This is a genomic window from Bacillus sp. FJAT-25509 (genome assembly GCF_001420605.1).
Lineage (GTDB): Bacteria > Bacillota > Bacilli > Bacillales > Bacillaceae_G > Gottfriedia.
Window position 1 is genome coordinate 115,951 of record NZ_LJIZ01000033.1, and the last position, 24,370, is coordinate 140,320.

The window sequence follows — 24,370 nt, forward strand, 5'->3', positions numbered from 1 at the left end:
TAAAAACTATATGAATTTTCACTATGGTACTTTCTTTAGTAAAAACATGTAAAGATTTACTAAAACTTTCACAAAAATTCCACTGTATATATTCTCCAGATAACTACAATTAAAGACATAAATAAAATATTTTCATAAGAGGTGATTGTTTGGGTAGTTAATCTAGTAAATTAGTTTTCTAATAAACTTAAAAAAATAATATAGGAGGGAAATTTACTATTCGGTTTTTAAAATGTTCTCATTACTTAATTAAAAAATACAAATACAAATCTTGTAATTTTAAAAATAATCGGAGGTCAGTATGATTATCAAACGAAGAAATAAACACAGTTTTTTATTACTATTTAGTACACTTTTTTTTGTTGGAGGACTATCAAATGGCTTTGCCAATGCTGAGGAATCTCAAAATACATCCACCGAAGAACTACATATTTTGTCTGAAGAACTAGTGAATCCAGTTCAATTTAATACTTTAGAAAGCATAAAATTACAAAATTTAGGTTTTTCACCTGATGAAATTAATAGTATGTCAGTTGAAGAATATAATGATTTCAAAGATTTATACGGATCAAATTTAACTACTGATGAAAATTACTATAAGATAACACAAGATATTCCTTACTCTGAGCCTTCTGTTGAAGAAATCTCAAAAGCTCAAGCAATTAATGAGATTAATACAACAAAATTAGGTCGAGGTACTTCAACTAAAACAACTGGTTATTTAAAAATGACGACTTCTTCTTCAAAATTAAGTAATGGAAATACTCTATTAAAAAACTCGTTTACGTGGCTAAAATCCCCAAATATGAAATTAACTGATGTAGTTGCTATTACCCATTCTGCAAGTTCTGTAAAAATTCCAAATACCGATAAGTTTAGTTATAAATACACAGATGGTAAAGGAATACATTCAGTTGGAGCAACAAGTACCACAAAAAATAACAAAGGAATCGCAAAAAAATTCAAATTAAAAGATTTGGGGATTAATGTGGCACCATATAATCACAACGGTTATCTTTCAGTTGAGGTAACTAAAGGAAATAAAAATGATATAACTGCTAATGCTTATGGTCACTATACACATCTTACTTTGGGTGTAACATCATCAATAGACATTAAAACAGGAAGTATAGGAGTTGGGATATTTTGTACCAGTACTGATATGGATGAAACTATGATTAAATTCAATTATTAGTATTAAAGAGGTTACTTAAATGAAAAATATTTTTATTTTTGCAATTGCTTCACCTATTGTATTTTATCTTTTATCATTAATACTATTTTTACTTAATTTTGATGAAATAACCTCGTTCTTTATGACTCTATCTATATATTTAGGGGTAATAATTGGACTTTTATACAAAATTTATAAAAATATAAAATAGTTTCTAATTTAGTTTGGCGTGGTTACCCTTAATTAAGTAACTGGGTAAGTGCCTCAATAAGGGTAAAGCCGGTGAAGTATTAGAACTAGATTTTGAAAATAACAAAGAAGCATTACAACTGTTTTTAAATTAATAAAAGGACGCAAAATGCGTCCTTTAAAGTAAATAATCATTATAAACTTTTATCTTACAGTCTCCAATTTAGTATAACTCAAATTCTTCCAAAAAATCCCTTAAGCTCCCCAACTAACTCCTTGAACACAGGCTGCTCATTATATATAAAATCATTATGCTTACCATCAATTATATACAACTCTTTTGGCTCTGCTGCCACCTCAAAAAACTGAACCGACTCATCAACCGGATGTAAAAGATTATCCTTACCATGTGCTACAAACAATGGACACTCAATATCCTGTGCAATCTTATCTGCATTCATATTAATAATCGAATCAGTAAACTGCAACTGAGTCAACTTACCAAACGGTGATAAAATAGCAAGCTCCTTCTGAACATAGAAATAGTTTACTAGTCATTAGAGGTCTTTGAAACATAAAAAAAGATTGTCCAATAATTAGACAATCTTAATCCCACTATTTAAGACTTCATTATACTAAACTATTAATATTCGGTTCTTCAGAAATCAATAGAATCCTAAAGATGTACTCTAAGACTTCAATAATAAGAAAGGTGAATTGAATGTTGGATGAGGAAAATAGAAGAATAAATAATTGTAAAAGAAATAAGGTTAAAGCTTATGCAAACAATTCTACTGGTGCTGTTACAATAACCATTGGTGATCGAACTTTTGTTGCCAAAGATAATTCATTAGAAAATCTTATTGGCGAATTTCGAAAACAACGTCATACTCGAATAGCTCAAAGTAGAATTCAAACTGCAAGATTTATGGAAAAATTAAATAGTATCGGATGCAAATAGGAGCAATTTTAAAAATTCTACATCAATGATTTAATAAACAAAAAAGCCTGAATCCACGATTATCAAGTAATCGTGGATTCAGGCTTTTATTTTATAACTCAGTATATTTTTCTACTATTTAACAGTGGCTATCTTTAAGTATTTCCAATAAAATTAAAATATTGTTAGAAATATAAACTTACAATTAGATATCGGAGGATTATTGTGTCAAATTATAAATCACAACTGAAACGTATCGTCGAAGGATTAAAACATACAGATTCCACTATTCGCCATGATGCAATTTTTCAATTAATCGAACTATCAGAAGTCGATGACCTACAATTTAATTTATTAACTTTAGAATGGTTAGCAAAAGAAGCTGCTTATCCATATCCAACATCATTTAAGGGATGGGATGAACCTAGTTACCACTTGATCAAATTCATCTCTCATTTCGAAATACCTGAATTAACAGAAGCCTTAATAAAATATTACCCTGAATATAGTAAGGCTGCTAAAGAAGAAGTATTTCGATACATAACCTTATTTGATGGAGAAGAGCATGAACTAGCAATCTTGGAATTAATCGAACAAGATATCCAAAACAAACAAGTTGTTTTACCATTAGATGTGCTATACGACAATCCTGGCATCATTATTAAACTATTAGAAAAACATACTGAATTATTCGAAGTGGAAGAATATAAAACTACTTTTTATCGATTGTTATCATACTGTTTAGATAAAAATTATCTAGACCGCTTCAAAACAAAATACATCGCACCATTGTTATTAGTAGATTATCAAAAGCAAGTAGACGAATTTCTGCCTTATCAAAATGATTATGATATTAAGTTTGTGTATGGCTCATGGAAAGAAACCTATTTACAAATCCGTTCAATTATGGCGATCTATCTATCTTTAATGGAGTATTACTTTAATGATGAAATGACACCTTTTATAAAAGAAGCAATGTCATTTACTGATCCGTTTATTCGAACTAACGCAATTATTGCCGCTCTTCAACGAGACATTAACGTACCTGAAGAACAACTGTTAGACTGTGCAACAAATATAGAATCCACAGAATACTTTTATTCGGAAATACTTAGAATCCGTAAAGAACACTTATTCCCTATTAAAGAGAATAAACAAGCATATTTTGCTAAAAGTCATCTGTTTCTATATATCGTCCAAGAACATGATTTTGTACCTGAAACAATCGAGTTAATCAAACATATAGATATTGAAAACACATATAACCAACCAATCCGTTATTATTTAGCTTCCGTTTCCTATGATGATCAAGTCATCCCGGCCTGGGTAGGTGCTTATGCCCTTGAGGAAGAAGACGACTCGGTCCAAATGTGGGAAGGTACTTATCTAGAAGATGGACAGTTCAATGAAAAATCAATCGAAGAACATGTACAACTATTTATGGACAAAAGAGAGAATGAAAAAGAAGAAGATGCTTCAATTGTATACTACGAAGGCAAGCCAAAACTAAGTAAATGGTTCTACACTTGGTACGTCCTACTAGCCTTTAGAGGATATCAAGCATTCTCTACAAAGGATTCAGTATACATCACTTTAACAACTATATTTGCAGTTTTAATCGTTTCATATCACATCTATAAGACTAAACTATTAAAAAACAAAATCGAAATCGTCGGCAATGTTGTCCGATATTCCGAAAAGGACGCTCACTCCCAAATTTTACTAGAAGACATTAAAAAAATCACCATTCAAAAGTCTAACATGAAAACAAGATTGCTTGATCGACGTTCCAAAGTTGTTACCATTTACAACAAACAAAATAAAGTTGCCCTAGAATTCCCATTAGAATGTGTATCTTACGATGAATTCGCAATTGTTGTAGATGAACTGACCGATCATTTAAAGGAACAACCACATATTCAGCAGCAATGATTTAATTAAAAATAGAGATGCCGTTATTGGCATCTCTTTTACTTAACCTAATCGAAACTCCATTTTTCTATTTTTTGTCGTCATTCCAATTGACTCATAAAAATGGATTGCTTTTTGATTACTCTCCGAAACTCCCAATTCAACACTATCAATGTTCAATTCTTTCGCGAAATCAATAATATATTGCATGAGTTTTCTTCCAATACCCTTTTTCCTACTCGCATCATCAACACATAAACTATTAAGCAATAAGATTTTCCTTGCATTAACAAAAGAGTTTTCAGGTATTTCCTCTTCCTTCAAAACAGCTACACCAAGTATTTTAGAAGCTAAGGTAGCCACAATTATATGTTGTTTATCATCTTTTAGTTGGTTATTAAATTCCTCTTCACCTACTGGAGTAGAGTTCTCTTTGTATAGGTCAGGTCGTTCAAGAACGTGTAAATCGTGAACTTGTCTAAATAATGGTATTAATGACTCGTAGTCTTCTTGATTGGCATTTCGAATTGTAATCTCCATGCATTTTCACCTCTTTAGGTTGTTTTAACTGTGCTGTAATTTTCACTCATACACTAAATTAATTATCCTCAATTATTTCCAATATATTAGCTGCCAACTTTAGTCTGATTGGTTTAATAAAACTTTTTCCTGCACCCCAACCAATATCGAATATTCCATCTCCATTACCAGATGAAATACACTTAACATACGTATCACCACTAAAGTTATCAATTGTAACGGTCAATGTTGCTGTACTATTGTTTCTAAAAAAGTATTTTTGAAATACTAGGATTACAATTTCTTTTTCTTCAGCAGCTTTATAATCTTGAAAGATCAAATTTGATTGTAAATCTGTGTCCTCTAAAATTAGTTGAGTTGCTTGAGTTGGCTTTATGTTTACAGTGAATTCCGTGTAATGTTTCATATGTTCCTCCTTTGAATGTGATAAATAGGTAGAATTAATTTATTTCGTAACCGCAACTAATTCATCCATTGTAAGTAATGAGTGTAAAATTAACCCTGCTTCGTATAAATTTTCTTTACCATTTTGTTGACGATCAATTACACATAAGACATCTTTTACATTGGCACCAACTTGTTTTAAATCTTCAGCACTAAGTTTAATCTGTCCGCCAGTCGTCACTACGTCCTCAATAATACAAACCTTCTTATTTTGAATATCGATCCCTTCTGCAAGTTTGCAAGTTCCATAGGCTTTTGCTTCTTTTCTAACAAATACTACTGGTATTCCTGTTTTCAACGATAAAGCTGTGGCAATCGGAATACCGCCCATTTCTAAACCAGCTAATACTTCAGTTCCCTCTGGTATGTATTTTGATAGTTGATCAGCTATTTCTCTTAAAAGTGTTGGATTCGATTCAAACAAATACTTATCGAAATACTCATTTGATACTAATCCCGATCTTAATGTAAACTCACCTGTTAAGTGGGCAATATTATAAATTTCTTGTGCTAATTGATCTTTATTCATTATTAAGTCCCCCTAAAAGTTATCTAGTTCCCAACTAATTTTAACAATAATTTCCTTTAAGTTTCCAAAGCAAATTATCCTATTTAATTGTATTAAATTCCATTTAATCAAAGGGCTCTGTTAAAGTAGATTGTTGATTTACTTATACAACAAATTGGCAGATTAGTAGAATAAATAAATATAGAAAAATATTAATTTTTTAATTAGATCTCTCATTAAATATGGTAAAATACGGGAGCGAACAATGCTACAGGGGAACAAAATTAATGAAAAAGGAGTTCAAAAAAGTTAATACGATTGCTCTAATAGTAATTCTGTGCTTTTTAACTTTTTCATTAAGTATAAGTGATCAATTTAATATTTCTTGTACAACTTGATCGACGATACGTCGGTCTTTTTTTATTAAACAAACAAGGATTTTTGATTTATATATATATCACTTTAAAAATTCTTAGAGATTTCAACCGTTATAAAGCCCTTCGGAATAAGACCTAAAGGGGATTTGTTTGTAATTGACCTATCAACATATTTCAAATCTATTAAATGAATCCTTTTTCCACCATTGACTCTGCAATTTGGATTGAATTCCAAGCTGCTCCCTTAAGTAGATTATCCGATACTATCCAAAGGTGGAAACCAAAAGGATGGTCAGGATCTTTTCGGATTCTACCAACAAACGTATCTGTTTTTCCAGCTGCGTATAAAGGCATAGGATAAAGCTGTTCACTTGGTGAATCTTGTAAAGTAACACCTGGTGCCGAATTTAAGACATTTCTAATTTCATCAACAGTTGTTTTTCGTTCTAATTCAATATAAACCGATTCGGAGTGACCGGATACAACTGGCACTCTAACACAGGTGGCAGCCATTTTTAGTTTAGGATCTTCGAATATTTTTTTTGTTTCTTGTATCATTTTTACTTCTTCAAATGTGTAATCATTTTCAGTAAATACATCTACCTGTGGTAGTACATTAAAGGCAATTGGATAATGTTTTTTATCTTTTTTTACAGGCATTATTGAAGCCTCAACTTCTTCACCAGCGAGCAGGGTCATTGATTGGTTTTTTAATTCATTTATGGCATGTATCCCAGTACCTGATACAGCTTGATAGGTTGATACGATAATTCGCTCCAATCCGAATGTTTCGCGGATTGGTTGTAATGCTGTTACCATTTGCAATGCAGAACAATTAGGAACAGCAATAATTCCTTTATGTTTAGAAAGCGTATGAGCATTCACTTCAGGTACAACAAGAGGGACATCAGCTGACATACGATATTCGCTTGTATTATCAATTACAACTGCACCACTAGCAACTGCGTGGCCAGCTAATTGTTTGGATAAGTCTCCTCCTGCGCTAAAAAAAGCAATATCTACTCCCTCGAAGCTGGTTTGCTTTGCTTCTTGAACAGTAATTTCTTTACCTTTAAATGGTATTTTTTTCCCTGCAGATCGAATAGAGGAAAAAAATGAGACTTTTCTTATTTTAAAATTTGTATCTTGTTCAAGTAGACCAATAATTTTCTGTCCTACTGCGCCAGTAGCACCAACAACTGCAATATGATAACTCTTTTCACTCATATTTTTCTCCTCCAATATTGTTAAAAGAAGTTTTATTTTCTTTCATATTCAATTTTAAAGGAATATACTCTATATTAATAATTGAAAGATATGATATAATCGTTCACAAATCATGATACTAAAAGAGGTTTTTATTATGGAAATAAGGCACGTTCGAACTTTCTGCGCTATTGTTAAACATGGTAGTTTCTCAAAAGCAGCTTATGCATTAGATTACGCACAATCAACTGTGACAACACATATTAAGGCGCTGGAGAATGATTTGCAATCTCCTCTTTTTGATCGATTAGGAAAAAAAGTCCTTTTGACAAAGGCAGGACAACACTTTCATCCTTATGCGCTAGAGTTACTCACAATTTACGAAAAAGCACATGAAATACCAAAAGATAGTGACCATCCTGAAGGGACGCTAACAATTACTGCAAATGAATCATTAGCTGTCTATCGGCTACCGCAAATTTTACAAAAGTATAAACAGATAAATCCTAAAGTTAATATTATTCTTGAGACTGCTACAAACGAACAAGCCATTAAGAAGTTGCGAGATGGTGATACAGATATCGCGTTCATTATAGGAGAGTCTATAGAGTACGATGAGTTCATAACGAAAAATTTATTTTATGAGTTGTTTGGATGGATATTAACTCCAGATTTAACTATAAGCAAGGATCCAATTGAACTATTAAGGGATTATCAATTTATATATACAGAGAAAAGTTGTGGTTATAGAGCTATGGTGGATGGGTATTTACGTAAAAGTGGGCAGATTCCTGATAGAACTTTTGAAAGTTCGAGCATAGAGGTAATCAAACAGTCAGTAATATGTGGGTTAGGAATTAGCATTCTTCCTTTTATAGTAGTACAAGAAAGTTTCAACAAAAATCAATTAATTTTTAAGCCAATTGAAACTTCACAAAAAATACAAAGTAGTTTCATCTACCATAAATCAAGGTGGGTATCTCCAGTTCTACGTTCTTTCCTTACCTTATTAGAAAAGTAGAATAGCATTTGAACTAATTTAAAGTAAAAATCAGAAAGGATACCGTGTGTATTCCGAGACAGATATTGCGTGGTTTGAAATCATAAAGTACTACCGTTCCATGAATATGCCAATTCAAGAGTTAAAAAGATTTACCGAGATGCAAAACGAGGGAGTCTCAAAGGTTACAGCTTTACGAAAATTTATGGAAGCACATCGTGTGAAAGTGGTCGAACAATTGAACGATCTAAATAAGGTGCTTTCACAAGTTGATCATAAAATTAAAGTATTAAAAGAATTTGAAGCATCTGATAATACTAAAACACTTAAGAAGAAATAGAAAAAACGACTGTCTAATAAAAACAGTCGTTAATTTTAATTATCAATTTTCTAGTTAAATCTTACACCATTCTTAAATTCCATTTTTGGAAAACTACTACCAGCGATCTTATCTTCAGGTATAGCTTTTTCAATTCTTTCAATATCATCGGCACTTAATTGAACATCTACTGATTTTAGTGAATCTCTAAGAGTAGTTCGTCTTGATGCACCAACTAAAGTAATGATGTCATCCCCTTTTGATGAAAGCCATGCAAGAGCTAGTTGTGGAATTGTTATATTTTTCTCATCAGCTATTTTACTCAATTCTTCAACAAGTACAAGATTTTTATCTATATTCCCTTCAGCAAACATTGGAATATATGATTTTGTATTTTCTTTTGAAAAAGTACCACTGAGCAATCCGTGAGCTAGCGCTCCAAATGCAACTACTCCAACGCCAAGCTCTCGTGCTGTTGGTAAAATTTCATTTTCCATACTCCTATTGAATAAAGAATACTCTGTCTCGATAAAGCTTATTGGATGAACAGAATTAGCTTTTCTTAACGTATCAGCATCAACTTGTGTAATCCCAACATGTTTTACATATCCTTCTTTAACCAAGTCAGAAATTGCACCGATCGTTTCTTCAACCGGAATTCCTAAATCAATTCGGGCTGGTTGGTAAAGATCGATATAATCTAAATTTAATCTTTTAAGTGTATAAGTAAGATAATTTTTTATTGATAACGGTCTAACATCTAAGCCATAAAATGAGCCATTAGGTGCAACTAATACTCCAAACTTAACTGATATAAAAGCTTGCTCTCTTTTTTGACCTTTTAGTGCTTCACCAATCACCATTTCACTCTTTCCAAAGCCGTAAAAATCTGCAGTATTTAGATGATTAATTCCAGAGTCAAGTGCTTCATGAATTGTAGCGATGTTTTCAGACTTATTATCGTCTTTTATCATCCCACCACAACCTAATCCAAGTTTATAAAGTTCTGAGTTATTACTTTTATTGATCATCTTAAGTTTCCCCTTTTCTTCATTATTGTTTGAGTTTGCTACTTTTCAATCCCTAAATCTGTTCGTACTATCAAATATCTTTTTTAAAGATCTCATCGTAATAAACAATTCTTCTTCTGTTAATTCTTCTGTAAATAAATTCACCATTTCTTGAATTTTTTCATGAATCTCGGGCATAATGTCTTTAGCTTTTTCAGTTAAATATAACCGATAAGCCCTACTATTTTTTTCGTGTTGCTCTTTATTTACATAACCTAGATCGATTAGTTTTTTAATCGTTCTTGCTGACATAGCCTTATCATGACCGATTTCTTCGCTTAGTTTATTTTGGCTAATTCCTTCATTCTTTTCTAAAGTAATTAAATATAAAAACGAGCCACTACTAAGTTCATACTTTTTTATAACTTTGTCTAAATAAATTTGAGTATTTCTAAAAATCTTGCTGTTGAGCATAATGAAATGCATGGTTTCTTTTTCTATTCTAATCACCATCTTTATTATTGTTGACTAATCAACACTTATTGTATTCTTTAACTGTTGATTAGTCAACAGTTAGTGTAGAAACAGATTTTCATATACTAAAAACCCTCGAACTAGTAAAAGCTGCAGGGTTTTCTCATTACATCTCTATTCTTATGATAAATTTCCAATAAGCCACATCGTTTGATTTTCTCTAGCTTTAAAATTACAATGATAGCCTTTTACTTCTAAGTATGATGGTACATTTATTTGCCACTCACTTTGTAAGTAATTCGGGTCAACAATTGGAATCATTTCTTTTTTGAATCTTCCATTATGATAAAGTCCTCGATAGAAATCATCTAATCCTGCTTTAGTATAAAAAATGGATACTATAATATACTCCATATGCGGAAGAAAGAAGTAACACATTACTCGATATTCACTTTCTTTTGATGTTTTCAGATTATGTAAATTACTAACTAAGTTAATAATCTCTTGTAAAAAATCTCTTTTTTTACGTCTTGGAATTAATTCAAACTCACCAATCAATTCGAACATACGAAAATGAAAAGCATCGTATCCCTTATACGTACTACTTGTTGAACGAGGAGTTGGTAGTTCTTTAGAAAGTTCATTTATTTCCCTTTTAAGGTTACGAATTCGTCTTCGTTCTCCTCTTAATTTCTTTTGTCTTGTCATAAATAAATACCTCGTTATTTCATCATTTTAATTCTTCATTATAATCCTTACTTTTCCCCTTTCTTTTAAGTATCATCAAAGTTAATAAGTAACTCTTGCTTAAGTTGAAGTATAGAATGAAGTAATAAATAAAATAGAAAAAGCGATAGAATCATCTATCGCTCCTTTTAACTATTTTTGATCTTCACTTTCATTTAAACGGTTTAATTTCTTTTGATTTTCTTTGATCCAAAAACTAATAATAACAACCGTAACATACATAAATGCTGTCATGTACATCAAATGAACTTCTTCTAATTGTTTTAATAAAGTAGTTAATACACCTGCAGCAATTGTTATTTGTAGCAACACAAAATGAAATCTCATATTTCCCATTCCTTTTTACTTACTTTTCTTATTAAAAAATATGTTTTAAAGTTTCAACAAACGTCTTTTTTTCCTATTGTTCACAATATTGTAACATATTAAAGCAAAAATCATAACGATTTTAAAATACCGATATTTTCCAAAGATTATATTAACAATTTTTTATCAATGTGACTGTTGTATGTACGATTGTTTACACTAAAAAAAGGATAGAAATAGTAGAATTTACTTCTACATTTCTATCCTTTTTGATAAAAAATTAAAATAATAATATGATTGCTTAAATGTTGAATAATTTATGTTATTTTAATGAAATAACGATCTTTTCTCTTTTTAACTTATGCTACTTTTTTTTCTACTCTATGATTTTGCTTTATCTCACCTAATTTGGGAACAAATTTAGTAATAAAATAATCTAAACCAAATCGACCTGCATTTGAGCCTGCTACAATAATGAATATACTTAATAAAACTAATTGTGGGTTAATGCTTGTTGTTCCACTAAACATGAATGCAAAGTTCATCATAAGCGCAAAGAATGTTGCTGTTTTTGTAAAGCAACCAATGATTAAACCAAGACCAATAGCAAATTCTCCGACTGGTACTAAGAAATTAAACAAGTCAACATGCGGGATAGCGAAATTTGTTAAAAAATCTGCCCACCAACTTTGAACAGCTGGGTGCTCGCCCGTTGCACTTTTTACGGCGAAAGCAAGGAAACCTGACGCGTCGAATCCTCCACTTGATAACTTGCCCCAACCTGCAGTGATAAACTCGTATCCGACGTACAGACGAAGAATGGTTAATACACCTGCAGCTATTTTATTGTTACGTAGGAAATTAATAAACATATAAACTCCTCCTGTTGATTTAATTAAATTTATGTGTGCTATGTTTACAGATTGATTATACAATACACTTTGTGAATTTTTTCACATTATTAGTGAACAATTTGTGTCTTCACATAGCAAATAAATGGAAAACGCGTCAAAAACTCAGCGCCTGTATAGAACTAGCAAAATTTGCCCCAAACTATCAATACTTGCTCATAAAAATCAAATCAATTAATGGGGTATTGTGTTGGAAAGATTTTTTCAATTTCATTCAAAATTAGGTCCGTTTCACCTTTTTTCATTAAATCACCTATTAACAATCGGAATCATATTGATACTCAGTATTCTTCTATTTGTCTTTAGAAAACAGATTCAAGAATCAGAGAAAAAACGCTTTTTTCGTTTCTCTTTAGCAATTCTCTTATTGGCTTCTGAGATTTTTTATCATATATGGCTTGTGTATGAGAATGCTTGGTCGCTTAAAACGGGTTTACCACTTGAACTTAGTGATATTACTGTCATTCTGGGAATTATAATGCTTCTGACAAATAGCTATAAAGTATTTCAATTCATGTATTTTGCTGGTTTAGCCAGTTCCATTCAAGCCATCTTGACACCTGATCTTGGGCATTATTCGTTTCCACATTTTCGATATTTCGAGTTTTTTGTTTCGCACGGAGGAGTGGTGCTTGCCTGCTTGATTATGGTAGTGGCCAGCAAATATCGACCGACCATAAAATCCATGTGGGTGACCGTTCTCATAGTTAACCTTTATGCAGCTTGCGTATTTTTCATTAATAAGTTGTTAAAAGCTAATTTTATGTATCTCATGAAAAAGCCCGAAAATGCTTCTCTATTAAATTATCTAGGACCTTGGCCATGGTATCTTCTCTCGGCTGAATTAGTGATGATTGTGAGCTTTTACATATTGTATAGCCCGTTTTGGTTAAAAAGGAAAATAGAAAGAGATCAATAATTTATGTTAGTGACGACATAGATAACTACAGTTATGGCTATGTTATTTGATTAATATTTGGAGTTAGTCATATCTGCACGTCAATGGGTTTTTCTTGCATACATAAAATTGAGGTTGGAAATAGTAACATTATACTTTTTAATAACAGGAGGATATAGATGAATTTACAATCTGGATCCTATTATTGGCCAACTACTTTTCCTGATGCTCCAACATATCCAACATTGGAAGAAGACCTATCATGTGATGTATTAATCATTGGGGGTGGAAGCTCAGGGGCACAATGTGCATATTATCTTTCCGATACTAATTTAGATGTGGCTGTAATTGAAAAATCAACCATTGGCAGCGGCAGTACTAGTACGAATACGGCCCTCCTTCAATATTCCGGTGAAAAAATGTTTACAGATCTGATTAACACCTTTGGAAAAGGTTACATCGAAAGGCATTTACTACTACTGAAAGAAGCCATAAATGAAATTGAAGTAGCCTCAAAGAAAGTCAACATTAATTGTGAATTCAACAGAAGGGATACTCTCTATTCCGCAAGCTGTGTAGATGATGTTAAAAGTCTAAAAAAGGAATATGAATTCTTAAAACAGCAAAACTGTGAACTTACTTTTTTAACAAAGGAAGATATTGAAGCAAAATATCCTTTTAGCAGGGATGCCGCTATTTATTCATTCAATGATGCAGAAATTAATCCTTTCAGATACACTCATGCACTTTTGGATTATGCCGCAAGCAAAGGAATCCGTATATTTGAACATACTGAAATGAATGGTCACCATTATGATAAAGAACAAGATAAGATGATTGCTTCTACAAAGAATGGTCATTCTATCAAAGCACGATATATTATTTTTGCAGCAGGTTATGAAGGAATAGAGATTAAAAAGGAGAAAAAAGCTTCCTTTGTAAGTACATATACGGTAACAACCCATCCAGTCAAAGATCTTTCCGATTGGTATAACAGAACCCTCATTTGGGAAACCGCTCGTCCTTATTTATTTATGCGTACAACTAGCGATAACCGGATTATCATTGGCGGACTTGATGATAATACTTCTTATTCTGAGGATCGTGATAGTAAACTGATTCATAAAAAGAAGAAACTGATTGAAGAGTTTAATAAAATGTTTCCAACTATTCAAGTACAGCCAGAATATTACTTAGCTGCATTTTATGGAGGAACAAACGATGGCATTCCAATTATTGGAAAATACGAAGGGTTTCCAAATAGTTATTTCCTATTTGCCTTTGGAGATAACGGGACTGTTTACAGCCAGCTGCTGTCGAAGCTTATTGCAAAGGAAATTGTTGAAGGTAACTGTCCAGATTTAGCTCTTTACTTGCAAGAACGACCTTTGCTAAACAATGGATTTTTTAATTCTTCCAATTGATTCTATTTAACATATAGGCTCTGTTTAACTTTAATGTTGATAATTACATAATAATAGAGGAAACTTCATTTGAGGGTTTCCTTGATTATTGTAATTTTATTTCATGCTTTAATTTATGCAAGTTAAAACTAATAAAGCATTTCTAGAATTTTGAGTGCTTCTTATTAAGAAAAAATTTGGTCAAATATAAAGCACCTCAATTGTTAGTTGTATCTAACAATTGAGGTGCTTTTCAATGCCTTCATTTACTTGCTTTTTCTTTCAGCCAATTTAGCATTTTCTCATCATTTTTCAAGTCAAATTAAGTTTAGACCAATAGTTTTAAAACCACCCTTTTTTTGCAACTAACGCATGCCATTATTGAACCACTATGAGAAAACTCTAACCACCTAAAAGTTGATTAGAGTTTTTTGGGTTCTTATAGTATTTTAACTAATTTTCCACATTGCTTACTATTATTGTAATCCTAATTGACTCTTAATTGATTCTATCGTACTTCCTTTATAATTTTTAACTGGTTTTGGTGGTGCTGGAACCCAAGGATTTTGCATTAAGTAATTCATTTCAACGAATGCAAGGTCTTTCGAGTCAACCTTTCCATCGAAGTTGATATCTGCACTACGTTCATTTGTTCCCCAATCTGTCTGAATTGCTAATGCATCCTTTACATCGATTACATCGTCTTTATTTACATCTCCAGCGGTTGCCCTTTCTATACCTGCTGTATAGTATGCACCGTATACATTGTCATCTAAGCCATAGTAAACATTAATTCTTGAATTTCGGACTGTAAAATGACCTGGTATATCTTGGATTAATGTGTAATCATCTTTTGATGGATCAAGTCCTGTAATATCAAATGACCCATTTTTTGCGACTATATTAGTTTTTACTTCTTTTCCTTTACTATCAATTACGGTTAAATTTGGCGAAATATTTGAGTAATCTCTTATATAATCATACTGGCCGTTTGCATCTAATAATCCTTGAGCCTGAATATAACCTACTAATTCAGTTTGATTATTTAAGATCCTGATTGGCGAAACGCTTGAAAAAACAGTAGTTGATACATAATTACGATCTGTAAATTGTGATGTTACTGAGTTAAATGAATAAGCATTTTTCGGATCTAGTGGATTTGGAATTTCAATTGTTAAATCAACCATTGGTAAGTCCCCATCTATTCCTGAAGTTCCGTTAAAGTTAACAGTCACATCTGATGAAGTTGTATCTCCTGATTTCGTTTGTTTAACATCTAGTGTTCCACCTAGTTTTTGTGCAGCAGGATTTAATGAAATTTTCGTAATTTTTGACCCTGGAGTATCCGAGAACTTATAATTTGCCTTCGTTAGTTTACTTACATTATTTGCATTTAATGTCATCGTAAAGGTTTCACCTGGTTTTACCAACACATTATTCAATTTTGTCGGTTTATTTGCCTCAACAGATACATATGGTGTATGTTCATTTACAAAATAATATTGCTTTTGAAGATAACCATTTGTTGCTTCGTCAATCCCTTCAAATTTAACACTTAAAACATTTTGGTTAGGCAACATCGCAATTTCGTCGGACACCTTACCATCTTTATCTAGCGTCGCCTTACCATTTGGTAGCCAAGAGTCATATGAATAATAAATTTGATTTTGTGTTTGATCAGCAGTCATACCAGCTGCTCGTTTTACGTCAACATTATCATCAGTTATCTGAGCAGTTACACCTAATGTATCCTGACCATCTTTATATTCGACAATTTGTTTTCCTGGTACTTCCCCTTCTACATGCATATCCCATTTAGGTTTTGTACCGTCGACAAATAAATCTTGACTAATCGTATATTGTTTTCCATTATCATCTGTACCAATCATTTTTAAGACATATTGCCCCGCTTTTGGTAGGACAACATGTTCCCTTTTTGTATCAATTGGATTATTCGGATCATTTGTAAACGGGTAGTAATAGCCAAAATAAACGAAAGTTGCAATATCTATTCCTTCATTAATTGCTACTCCATCATACGAATTAACAATCCCAAGATCTTTACCAGTCTTTGCATCTGAAATAATTACGTCAATTGATCTCATATGTGATTTTAAGGCAAAATAGGCAAGATTTGTTCGATTCCAATTTTGGCTACTCTGAATAAGGGACTCAGGTACTGATTGTTTATACAATTTAAAGTAATCAAATCCTTGCTCAACATAATGTACGCCAAAAGGAATTCGATAGGTTTCAGAAGGATTTTCTTTGTTTGTATACACGACATATCCTTCGTAAATTCCTTTTTCAGCCGTTTTAGGAATATTTAATGTAATAGTTGTTTTCTTTTGGCTACTTCCTTTTAATGTTACTGTCGATTGAGTTTGAACAGTTACACCATTTGCGTCAGCATCCTTTGAACCACGTAAATTTGATTGGAAATTAACTTTTACATCAAATGTTTTTGACTTTTCTCCTTTATTCATCAACGTGATTGTACGGGTATCTGAAAAGTCTTTTCCATCAAATGAAACATTTCCGAAGCTAAGTGCCCCAGTTTCTTCATTAATCTGTTTTTCTCTTCCATTTAAAATCATTGGTGTTTTTTCTTGCACCTTAATTTCAATCGTTGAATGAACTGCAGTATAAGGATCAATTCTTCCTGCACCTTGTTCAAATACACTGTATGGCTTACTTAAAGAATCTGCAGTATTCATTAAAATTGCTTTGATATCTTCTGGTTGTAAATTATGATTCGCTTGTTTTAATAATGCTGCAACACCTGTAGTAAATGGGGTAGCCATTGATGTACCTGACAAACGCTGATATGCATTTTTATAATCAGTTGGATTTTCCGGATTATTAATAAAACCTGGTACTGTTGATAATACACTCACACCTGGAGCTGTTATTTCTGGTTTAATATCATAAGTTAATCTTGCAGGTCCTCTTGAACTGAAGTCTGCTAGCGTATCACCCTGTGTTTTTGCTTCACCTATATCAGTAAATGTAAAGTTAACAGATCCTGACTGTAGCTTTTGCTTCAAAGCAAGACCATCTGCGTTAGATAACGAGAACGTTGGAATGAAATTGACACCATCGCCTAAAAAGGTTGGAATTTGTCCTTCAGTTGGATTGTCATTATACATAAGAACTGCTGCAGCTCCTTGTGACTTAGCAGCCGCAATTTTAGAATCTAGCGTATACGTTCCACGACTCATTAGAACAATTTTATTTTTTACATCTTTACCAGAATATGCTTCTCCTAGATTTACATCGACAACCGAATTCGTTACACCTTTTAATTTTGAAACATCATCCCCAGCACCTTTTGCCATTAAAAGTAAAGATGCAGTTACATTATCGATGGCACCTTTTCCACCAAGTGTCGTGATTGGCACACTGCTTGCGCCTACTGTTAATGCTAGAGCTGCCGTTCCTGGTGAACCTAATGTATACATCTTATTTCCTGCGTTTCCAGCAGCAACTACTGCTGTTACACCATTTAACACTGCATTATTAATTGCAATACTTTCAGGAATTAGTGGGTCATTATAATCTGCACCTAATGAAAGATTCATAACATCTACACCATCAGCAACTGCTTGGTCAATACCAGCAATGATATTATCAGTTGAACCGCTACCACCTGGTCCTAATACACGATATACATAAAGATCAGCATCTGGTGCAATACCAGTTGTTGCATCTTCACTTTCATTTTTTCCTTGCCCTACAATCGTACCTGATACGTGAGTTCCATGTTCTGTTACGTAATTTGCTGCGCCTGTAACTCCATAAGGTTCACCTGCTTTAACATAATCAGCATAAGTAGTTTCCATCGGGTCATTATCATTATCTACGAAATCATATCCACCCTTAAATGCTCCCTTAATATCCGGATGATTATAATCAACACCTGTATCAATAACAGCTACTTTTACTCCTTTACCTGTATAGCCTTCTTGATGTAATTTATCAATTTGTAAGTAAGAACGTTCATCTGCCATTCCTTTACCTGTTGAATTTGTTGATGAATCTTTTTCTTCAACCGGAAGCTCGGATTTTACTTTTACATCGCTATAAATGGCCTGTACAGCTGTTGATTTCATTAAATCATTTAATTTATTTGCAGGGACTTCTAACGCTACCCCGTTAAAGGCATGTTTATATTCACGTTTTATTTTATATGAACCATCAGATTTTGTTTTAAATAAAGAACTTATGTCTGATTTAAATTTCGTATGATCTGCATTCGCATTACTTGCTGCTTCTGATTCTGATAAAGCTTGTCCTTTTAATGCGCTTTCTAATACAGCAATATTCTGTGGTTTTTGTTTAAATGAAACAATGACTGAAACAGTTTCAGGACTATTTAAATTTACATTTGAATCAAGAAAAAGACCTGATTGATCAGTCGTTGAAATCTTTTGTAAAGCTTGTCTTTGTTGTGGAGTTAGTTTAGCTAAAATTGTTTCTGCATTTGAGACAGCATCGGCTTTCGTTACATTTGAAACATGACTTAAAGAACTTAAAATAAAACTAGTAGATAAAGCAGCTACTGTTAGGCTTTTTGCAATTTTACTTTTACTCGTTCTCTTTAACATACTCTTCCCCCATTTATAGTAAGATTCGTAAAATGAAGTTATTAACTGTAGAGGAGTTTTGAATCTAAAATTCTAGCTTTTCTATTCTAAAATCCATCAACATAATAACTACTTTTCATTACTAATTATTGGAAATATTCTAAAAATAGTCAATCGGGTTATATTTGGTGGATTACATCAATGTTTATACTTTCCTAATACATATTTCGACAACATTTGATAAGAAATATGACCCGAACACTAGACACTAAAATATGGGTAAATTAATTGGGTATTTTTTATGTCCTCGTAATTCAAATACCGTTTTTAATTAAAATATAAATTGATGAGGTCAAAGAAATATGAGTAAAATTTTTTTAGATAGAACAACTTGAAATAAATAGTAACGCGAGTAAGCCAATAATGGCTTTTATGTAGGGTTAATTCACAATAGTATTCTATTAAGTGAAGAGTTAGTTAACGAAATGAAGGATTAATTTAGTTCGTTTTAAAGATAGTTGTAACTTAAAAATCAAAAAAAACGTCAGATCAAAAATAATCCGACGTTTTCTATTTTGCTTTATTGAATGTTTAACTCCTTCAAAATATTCTCAAAAGTTTTACCTTTAATTTTCTTTTTACCTTTTGGAACATCTTGGACATCAGGGTTTGGAGTTAAATAATTCTTTTGAACATAGCTCATATCTTTAGCGTCAACAATACCATCGAAATTGATATCTGCAGCTCGCTTGTTAGTGCCCCAGTATGTTTTAATATAATCGGCATCTAATACATCAATTACATCATCGTTATTTACGTCTCCGCCCATAACTGGAGCGTATAAAATATAAGATAAGCGACCAACAGTATCTCCATTCGTCATATCATATAAATCATTAACTGTCACATGACGGTCGAAATGTCCTGGAGTTTTAATTGTTAAATCGTAATTCTCATTTGAAGCTGGAAGATTTTTAACAAAGTAACGTGCACTACTGTTAAATTCTCCTGTATAAGTCTTACCATTTTTTGAAACTAATTTTAAACTCATACCGGCTTTCGAAAAGTCTTTCTTGTAATCTAGCCATATACCATTTTGATCTAAAAATCCATCGGCAAGAATACCACCTTCAAGTTGAGAGTATGTTGGAACAATGTTTATTCCTTGACCAAAAGCTTGAATTGTCGCAGGTGCTTGATTCAAAGAAAATGCGGTAGCTTTTGTAATATCAATCGTTTGAATCCATTTTATATAGGTGCTTGGCGTTTCCTTCACTTTAAAAGTTAGATCGATTAATGGCATAGCAGCTTGAATCGGTTGGATTGATTCACCTGTTAATTGCGTATTAAGGGTTATTTTACTTGCAGTTTGTTCAGCTATGTTAAGATCTGCCTTTAAACCATGTGACTTAGCATAAGCAATAAAATCCTTATTTAAGGATACATTTGCAATGTCGTATGTTGTAGAAGGGAATGTTAATGTAAATTCTCCACCTGTTAAATTAGTAATATTGTGTGCACTAAGTGATAGAGTGACATTTTCACCATATTTTACATCAGTTTTGTTAGCAACTAGTTTCGCATATGAAAGTCCTTTTTTAACAAGCGTGTATGAGAAATCAGGGTGATCTTGCATACCGTTTTGTGCATAGTCTTTGGCATCAAGGGTAAATTTTGTCACATCTTTACCGTCTAGAAGCCCTGTCTTAAATTCGAAGTCACCATTTTTCTCAATTTTTAAAGGAGTTGTAGAGAACTTTGTTTTATTCACTAAATTAATCATATTAGAAGACTGGTCCCAATTAAAACCGTTCTGATTCATTATAGCTACTTGTTGATCATAAATATTTCCTTTTACTGTCATACCATCTTCATTTACTTCGTATACTCCACCTGGTTGTTGCATTTTTACAATTGGATTAGAATTTTCAATATAAAATGTATCGGACTTTTTAAATGTTTTACCTTCTTTGTTTGTTGCGATTAGTTCTAATTCATACTTTCCTGGAGGTGCAAGCTTCTTGGCATAAGCAATTGGATGATCCTTATTTCCTGTAAAAGGAAAATATAATCCATTAAATGGGAATTCAGTTGCAAAAAGTATGTCTTCTGTAAACAGCCCTTCGTATGCATCAGCCAGGCCAAGCGCTTGTCCTGTTGTTGCATCTTTTAACACAAAATCGACCGTTTCCATTGAACTATTAAGTGCAAATTCAATACCTGTCCCGAATGGAAAACTATTATTTAAATCACGTCTCGTTGTGAATGCGTCTTCATAGGCGTTGATTTTATTAATGCCTTCTTGTAAATGCTTGAAGCCAAATGGCAATTGATAAACTTCATCAGGATTACTATTGTTTGTAATATAAATATATCCTTCGTAATTACCAAATTCAGCTGTAGTAGGAATGTGAATCGTTGGTTTAATTTTTATTGTTTTGTTTGCATTAAGTGTAAGAGTATCAGGTACATCTAACGTAATTTTGTTAGCAAAAGCATCTTTCGCTCCTTTTAGGTTTTGATTAAACTTAACTTGAATATTATATGTTTTCTTTTTGTTACTAGTATTTGAAATAGAAACTACTCGAGAGTCTATTTTTTCTTTGTCCTCAGTAACTTGTGGTCCGAAGCTTAATGCTCCTGTAACGTCTGGTATTGTTATATCGTTACCATCTTTTGTACTAATCGTTTTATCTATTACTTTAATATGTAAGTCAGAATGCACTGCTTCATATACATCAATTCTTCCTGCACCTACTTCAAATACACTGTAATCTTTTTGTAGCTTATCGGCTGTATTCATTAAAGCGGCTTTTACATCTTCAGGTTTGTATTCTGGATGTTTTTGTAAAAGAAGGGCAGCAGCTCCAGCAACGTGTGGAGTAGCCATAGATGTTCCTGATGCACTCATATATGCATTTGTATAATCATTTAGGTGATTCGGTCCATTTTGATAAGCAGGTACACTTGAGAATACAGCAACTCCTGGTGCGGTCACTTCTGGTTTAATATCATAAAATCTGTTTGAAGGACCACGTGAACTGAAATCAGCTAATGTATCTCCACTAGTTTTCATTTCACCTATAGAGTTTAATGTAAATGTCGCATTCCCTTGTTTTACATTATCGACAACTTTTAATCCTTGTTCATTTGTAAGCGTAAATGCTGGAATAAAGTCAAAGCTGTTTCCAAGATAATGAGGAATTTGGCCTTCTGTTGGGTTATTATTATACATTAATACTGCTTTTGCTCCATGTTTCTTAGCAAGTATTACTTTTTCATTTAAAGAAAGTATGCCACGTTCAATCAGTGCGATTTTTCCATTAACATCCTTGCCGTTATAATCACTTTCACTGTTTCCTAACCCTACAAATACGATTGGGAGAGACTGGTTTTTTAATGTATTTATGTCGTCATCATAGCTTTTTGCTAAAAGTTTTAAATTTGATAATGAAAGATTTTGATTTGAACTAACCGTACCAGTAGCTGTAGGGATTGTCATTGAAAAATCACTCGCGCCAACTGTAATAGCCAGTGGAGAAGTTCCAGGTGATCCAAGGCTATATAGGTCATTTCCTGCGTTTCCAGCTGCAACTACTGCAGTCGTACCAGCCAATGAAGCATTATTAATTGCAATCGCATTTGGATCAAGAGGGTCATTATAATCATTTCCAAGTGATAGATTAATAACATCCATTCTGTCGGCAACTGCTTTGTCAATCCCTGCGATAATATTACTTGTGAAGCCTGAACCATATGGACCTAGCACTTTATAAGCATATAGTTCAACTCCGGGTGCAACTCCAGTAACTGCATAATCCGTTTTATTTTTACCTTGACCAGCAATCGTTCCGGATACATGAGTTCCGTGGGAAGTATAGTAAGTAGTACCACCTAATGGACTAATTTCAGGTTGCCCTGATTTTTTCCAATCGTCGTAAGTTGTTTCCATTGGATCGGAATCGTTATTTACGAAATCATATCCGCCTTTATAAACATCTTTTAAATCAGGATGATTATAATCAATTCCAGTATCGATTACAGCAACCTTCACACCTTTTCCAGTAACCCCTTCTTCATGAAGTTTTGTTGCACCGATCGTTTCAGTACTATCTACTGCAGGTGAATGACTAACTGACTCAGTTGCTTGATTCTCTAAGGGAGATGGATCTATTTTAATTACTTTATCCTCAAATATTGCTTTTACTTCATTCATCGCAAGAATAGTATGTACCTCATTAGCTGGTACTGTCATTGCAACACCGTTAAATGCTTGGCGGTATTCTTTACGTATTTGAATAGTTGAAATGGCCTTTTTGCCTTGACCAATTTTATTTTTAAAATTTTGATGAGATTTTTCCACTTTATTTTTTGCATCGTCTAAAGAGACTTCAATTCCGTTTTCTTCGTTGTTCTTAACTACTGTTTTAGCAGGATCTTGTGCAAATTGAACAATGATGTTTACAGGATTATTACCAGTCGTATCAAGCTTTGGTGATAAATATTTTTCTGGATCTGCCGTTTCAATATTGTTATGTACGCGATTGCGATCCTCTTTTGATAAATTTTTTAAATATTGCTCAAGATTTGATTCGCCACTATGAGAAGTAGAATCTACCGAAGCAAAAGTGTGACTAGAAAATAGCAAACTAGCTGCTATAAAACTAGTAGAAACAACTTTGAGTGGCTTTACTATATTACTTTCCAATTATAAAACACCCCTTCAAATTTATTGTTAGGAATTAACCTATATTCTGATTATTTACAAACTTCAATAAACAATCAATTGTGTTATTTATACACTATAAAATCAACGTTTTTCCCGATTGAAAATATAATTTTTTAAAATTAATAAGAAAATTGTTCTATAAAATCATTAAACATATCAAAGAAATAATTTTTTTGAATTTAAACATTTCTTAAGTTTTAAACGGAATAGGTAATTTTTACGTTAATTATTGGCTTATATGAAAACGGTAATAAATAGATTAATTTATCTACTTATAACAAGTTTTAAAATAGTAATAAACAAATAAATAATAGGTGCTTGATATGCAATTGGGGTATCCAGAGAGAAGTAAGTAATCAAGTGAAGTCTAGAGAATTTGAGGTTAGCGAAACCCAAAAATGAAAATGGCTTTAATCGTATATTTTTCTCTTTATTTCACGCAAAAAAGACCACAAAATTGTGATCTTTACTTTTTCTTATTGACCTAACGCACTATCGTTAGTTGAATTACCTTTTCTCACTATCTTACCTTCATTACATCGGTAATAGCCGTTCCAACTTATGTATTTTTTCTAGTTTACATAAACACCGTTATCGGCAATAAAAAAGGACTTTCAACAGTGTTATTATCCCCTTATAGTAGACAGTCAAAAAAAAGGATCGTACTGTCTATTATGGAGGGGATTTTTTTATGGGGA

Annotated in this window: 18 protein-coding genes and 1 pseudogene; 7 read left to right on the forward strand and 12 right to left on the reverse strand. The window is 32.4% G+C overall.

Translation table 11 applies throughout. From position 1 onward, the window contains the following. The first annotated feature begins 301 nt into the window (after positions 1-301). A complete protein-coding gene (locus AN960_RS21065) occupies positions 302-1,195 on the forward strand; it encodes a hypothetical protein (protein WP_056475961.1) in 894 nt (297 codons plus the stop codon). Between the two features lie 401 nt (positions 1,196-1,596). On the opposite strand, the gene AN960_RS21070 is transcribed toward AN960_RS21065, so the two are convergent. Further along, on the reverse strand, positions 1,597-1,851 hold the full coding sequence (locus tag AN960_RS21070) for an alpha/beta hydrolase family protein (protein WP_156339742.1): 255 nt from the start codon (positions 1,849-1,851) through the stop codon (positions 1,597-1,599). Positions 1,852-2,084: 233 nt separating this feature from the next. Between AN960_RS21070 and AN960_RS21075 the strand changes: the two genes are divergently transcribed. Beyond that, entirely contained in the window at positions 2,085-2,324 is a 240-nt protein-coding gene (locus AN960_RS21075; RefSeq protein WP_056475966.1) for a hypothetical protein, read from the forward strand. Between the two features lie 204 nt (positions 2,325-2,528). Continuing rightward, positions 2,529-4,235, forward strand: a complete 1,707-nt coding sequence (locus AN960_RS21080; RefSeq protein WP_056475969.1) for a hypothetical protein — start codon at positions 2,529-2,531, stop codon at positions 4,233-4,235. Positions 4,236-4,277: 42 nt separating this feature from the next. Here the strand turns inward: AN960_RS21080 and AN960_RS21085 are convergent, their stop codons facing one another. From AN960_RS21085 to AN960_RS21100, 4 genes are all read right to left on the reverse strand, one after another. Beyond that, positions 4,278-4,754, reverse strand: coding sequence for a GNAT family N-acetyltransferase (locus AN960_RS21085; RefSeq protein ID WP_056475972.1), 477 nt, complete (start codon positions 4,752-4,754; stop codon positions 4,278-4,280). A gap of 58 nt (positions 4,755-4,812) precedes the next feature. Further along, positions 4,813-5,160: a DUF6054 family protein gene (locus tag AN960_RS21090; RefSeq protein ID WP_056475975.1), complete on the reverse strand. Its 348-nt coding sequence runs from the start codon at positions 5,158-5,160 to the stop codon at positions 4,813-4,815. A 39-nt stretch (positions 5,161-5,199) separates the two neighbouring features. Beyond that, positions 5,200-5,727, reverse strand: coding sequence for an orotate phosphoribosyltransferase (gene pyrE / locus AN960_RS21095; protein ID WP_056475976.1), 528 nt, complete (start codon positions 5,725-5,727; stop codon positions 5,200-5,202). A gap of 539 nt (positions 5,728-6,266) precedes the next feature. Next, positions 6,267-7,310, reverse strand: coding sequence for an aspartate-semialdehyde dehydrogenase (locus AN960_RS21100; protein WP_056475978.1), 1,044 nt, complete (start codon positions 7,308-7,310; stop codon positions 6,267-6,269). 136 nt (positions 7,311-7,446) lie between these two features. Here AN960_RS21100 and AN960_RS21105 point away from each other — a divergent pair, with 136 nt between their 5' ends. Next, complete coding sequence (locus AN960_RS21105; RefSeq protein WP_056475981.1) at positions 7,447-8,310, forward strand: LysR family transcriptional regulator; 864 nt, start codon at positions 7,447-7,449, stop codon at positions 8,308-8,310. A gap of 37 nt (positions 8,311-8,347) precedes the next feature. After that, a pseudogene (locus tag AN960_RS21110) lies at positions 8,348-8,629 on the forward strand (MerR family transcriptional regulator); the annotation flags it as partial. A gap of 50 nt (positions 8,630-8,679) precedes the next feature. Here AN960_RS21110 and AN960_RS21115 read toward each other — a convergent pair. The 5 genes from AN960_RS21115 to AN960_RS21135 all read right to left on the reverse strand — a co-directional run bounded on the left by AN960_RS21115 (position 8,680) and on the right by AN960_RS21135 (position 12,017). Then, positions 8,680-9,639, reverse strand: a complete 960-nt coding sequence (locus tag AN960_RS21115; RefSeq protein ID WP_056475987.1) for an aldo/keto reductase — start codon at positions 9,637-9,639, stop codon at positions 8,680-8,682. 45 nt (positions 9,640-9,684) lie between these two features. Beyond that, complete coding sequence (locus tag AN960_RS21120; RefSeq protein WP_216600089.1) at positions 9,685-10,104, reverse strand: MarR family winged helix-turn-helix transcriptional regulator; 420 nt, start codon at positions 10,102-10,104, stop codon at positions 9,685-9,687. A 168-nt stretch (positions 10,105-10,272) separates the two neighbouring features. Further along, positions 10,273-10,800 (reverse strand): DUF3916 domain-containing protein, encoded by a 528-nt coding sequence (locus AN960_RS21125; RefSeq protein ID WP_056475990.1) that lies wholly within the window; start codon positions 10,798-10,800, stop codon positions 10,273-10,275. Positions 10,801-10,971: 171 nt separating this feature from the next. After that, positions 10,972-11,166, reverse strand: a complete 195-nt coding sequence (locus AN960_RS21130; RefSeq protein ID WP_056475993.1) for a hypothetical protein — start codon at positions 11,164-11,166, stop codon at positions 10,972-10,974. A 338-nt stretch (positions 11,167-11,504) separates the two neighbouring features. Beyond that, positions 11,505-12,017 (reverse strand): DoxX family protein, encoded by a 513-nt coding sequence (locus AN960_RS21135; RefSeq protein ID WP_056475996.1) that lies wholly within the window; start codon positions 12,015-12,017, stop codon positions 11,505-11,507. A 229-nt stretch (positions 12,018-12,246) separates the two neighbouring features. Between AN960_RS21135 and AN960_RS21140 the strand changes: the two genes are divergently transcribed. Then, entirely contained in the window at positions 12,247-12,975 is a 729-nt protein-coding gene (locus tag AN960_RS21140) for a YwaF family protein (protein WP_056475999.1), read from the forward strand. Between the two features lie 158 nt (positions 12,976-13,133). After that, positions 13,134-14,378: an NAD(P)/FAD-dependent oxidoreductase gene (locus tag AN960_RS21145; protein WP_056476002.1), complete on the forward strand. Its 1,245-nt coding sequence runs from the start codon at positions 13,134-13,136 to the stop codon at positions 14,376-14,378. A 455-nt stretch (positions 14,379-14,833) separates the two neighbouring features. Here AN960_RS21145 and AN960_RS21150 read toward each other — a convergent pair whose 3' ends face one another. Together AN960_RS21150 and AN960_RS21155 are read right to left on the reverse strand one after the other, a co-directional pair. Further along, positions 14,834-18,964: a S8 family serine peptidase gene (locus AN960_RS21150; RefSeq protein WP_056476006.1), complete on the reverse strand. Its 4,131-nt coding sequence runs from the start codon at positions 18,962-18,964 to the stop codon at positions 14,834-14,836. A gap of 559 nt (positions 18,965-19,523) precedes the next feature. After that, the gene (locus AN960_RS21155) at positions 19,524-23,651 is read right to left on the reverse strand and encodes a S8 family serine peptidase (RefSeq protein WP_056476009.1); all 4,128 of its coding nucleotides are present in this window, start codon (positions 23,649-23,651) and stop codon (positions 19,524-19,526) included. Positions 23,652-24,370 lie beyond the last annotated feature (719 nt).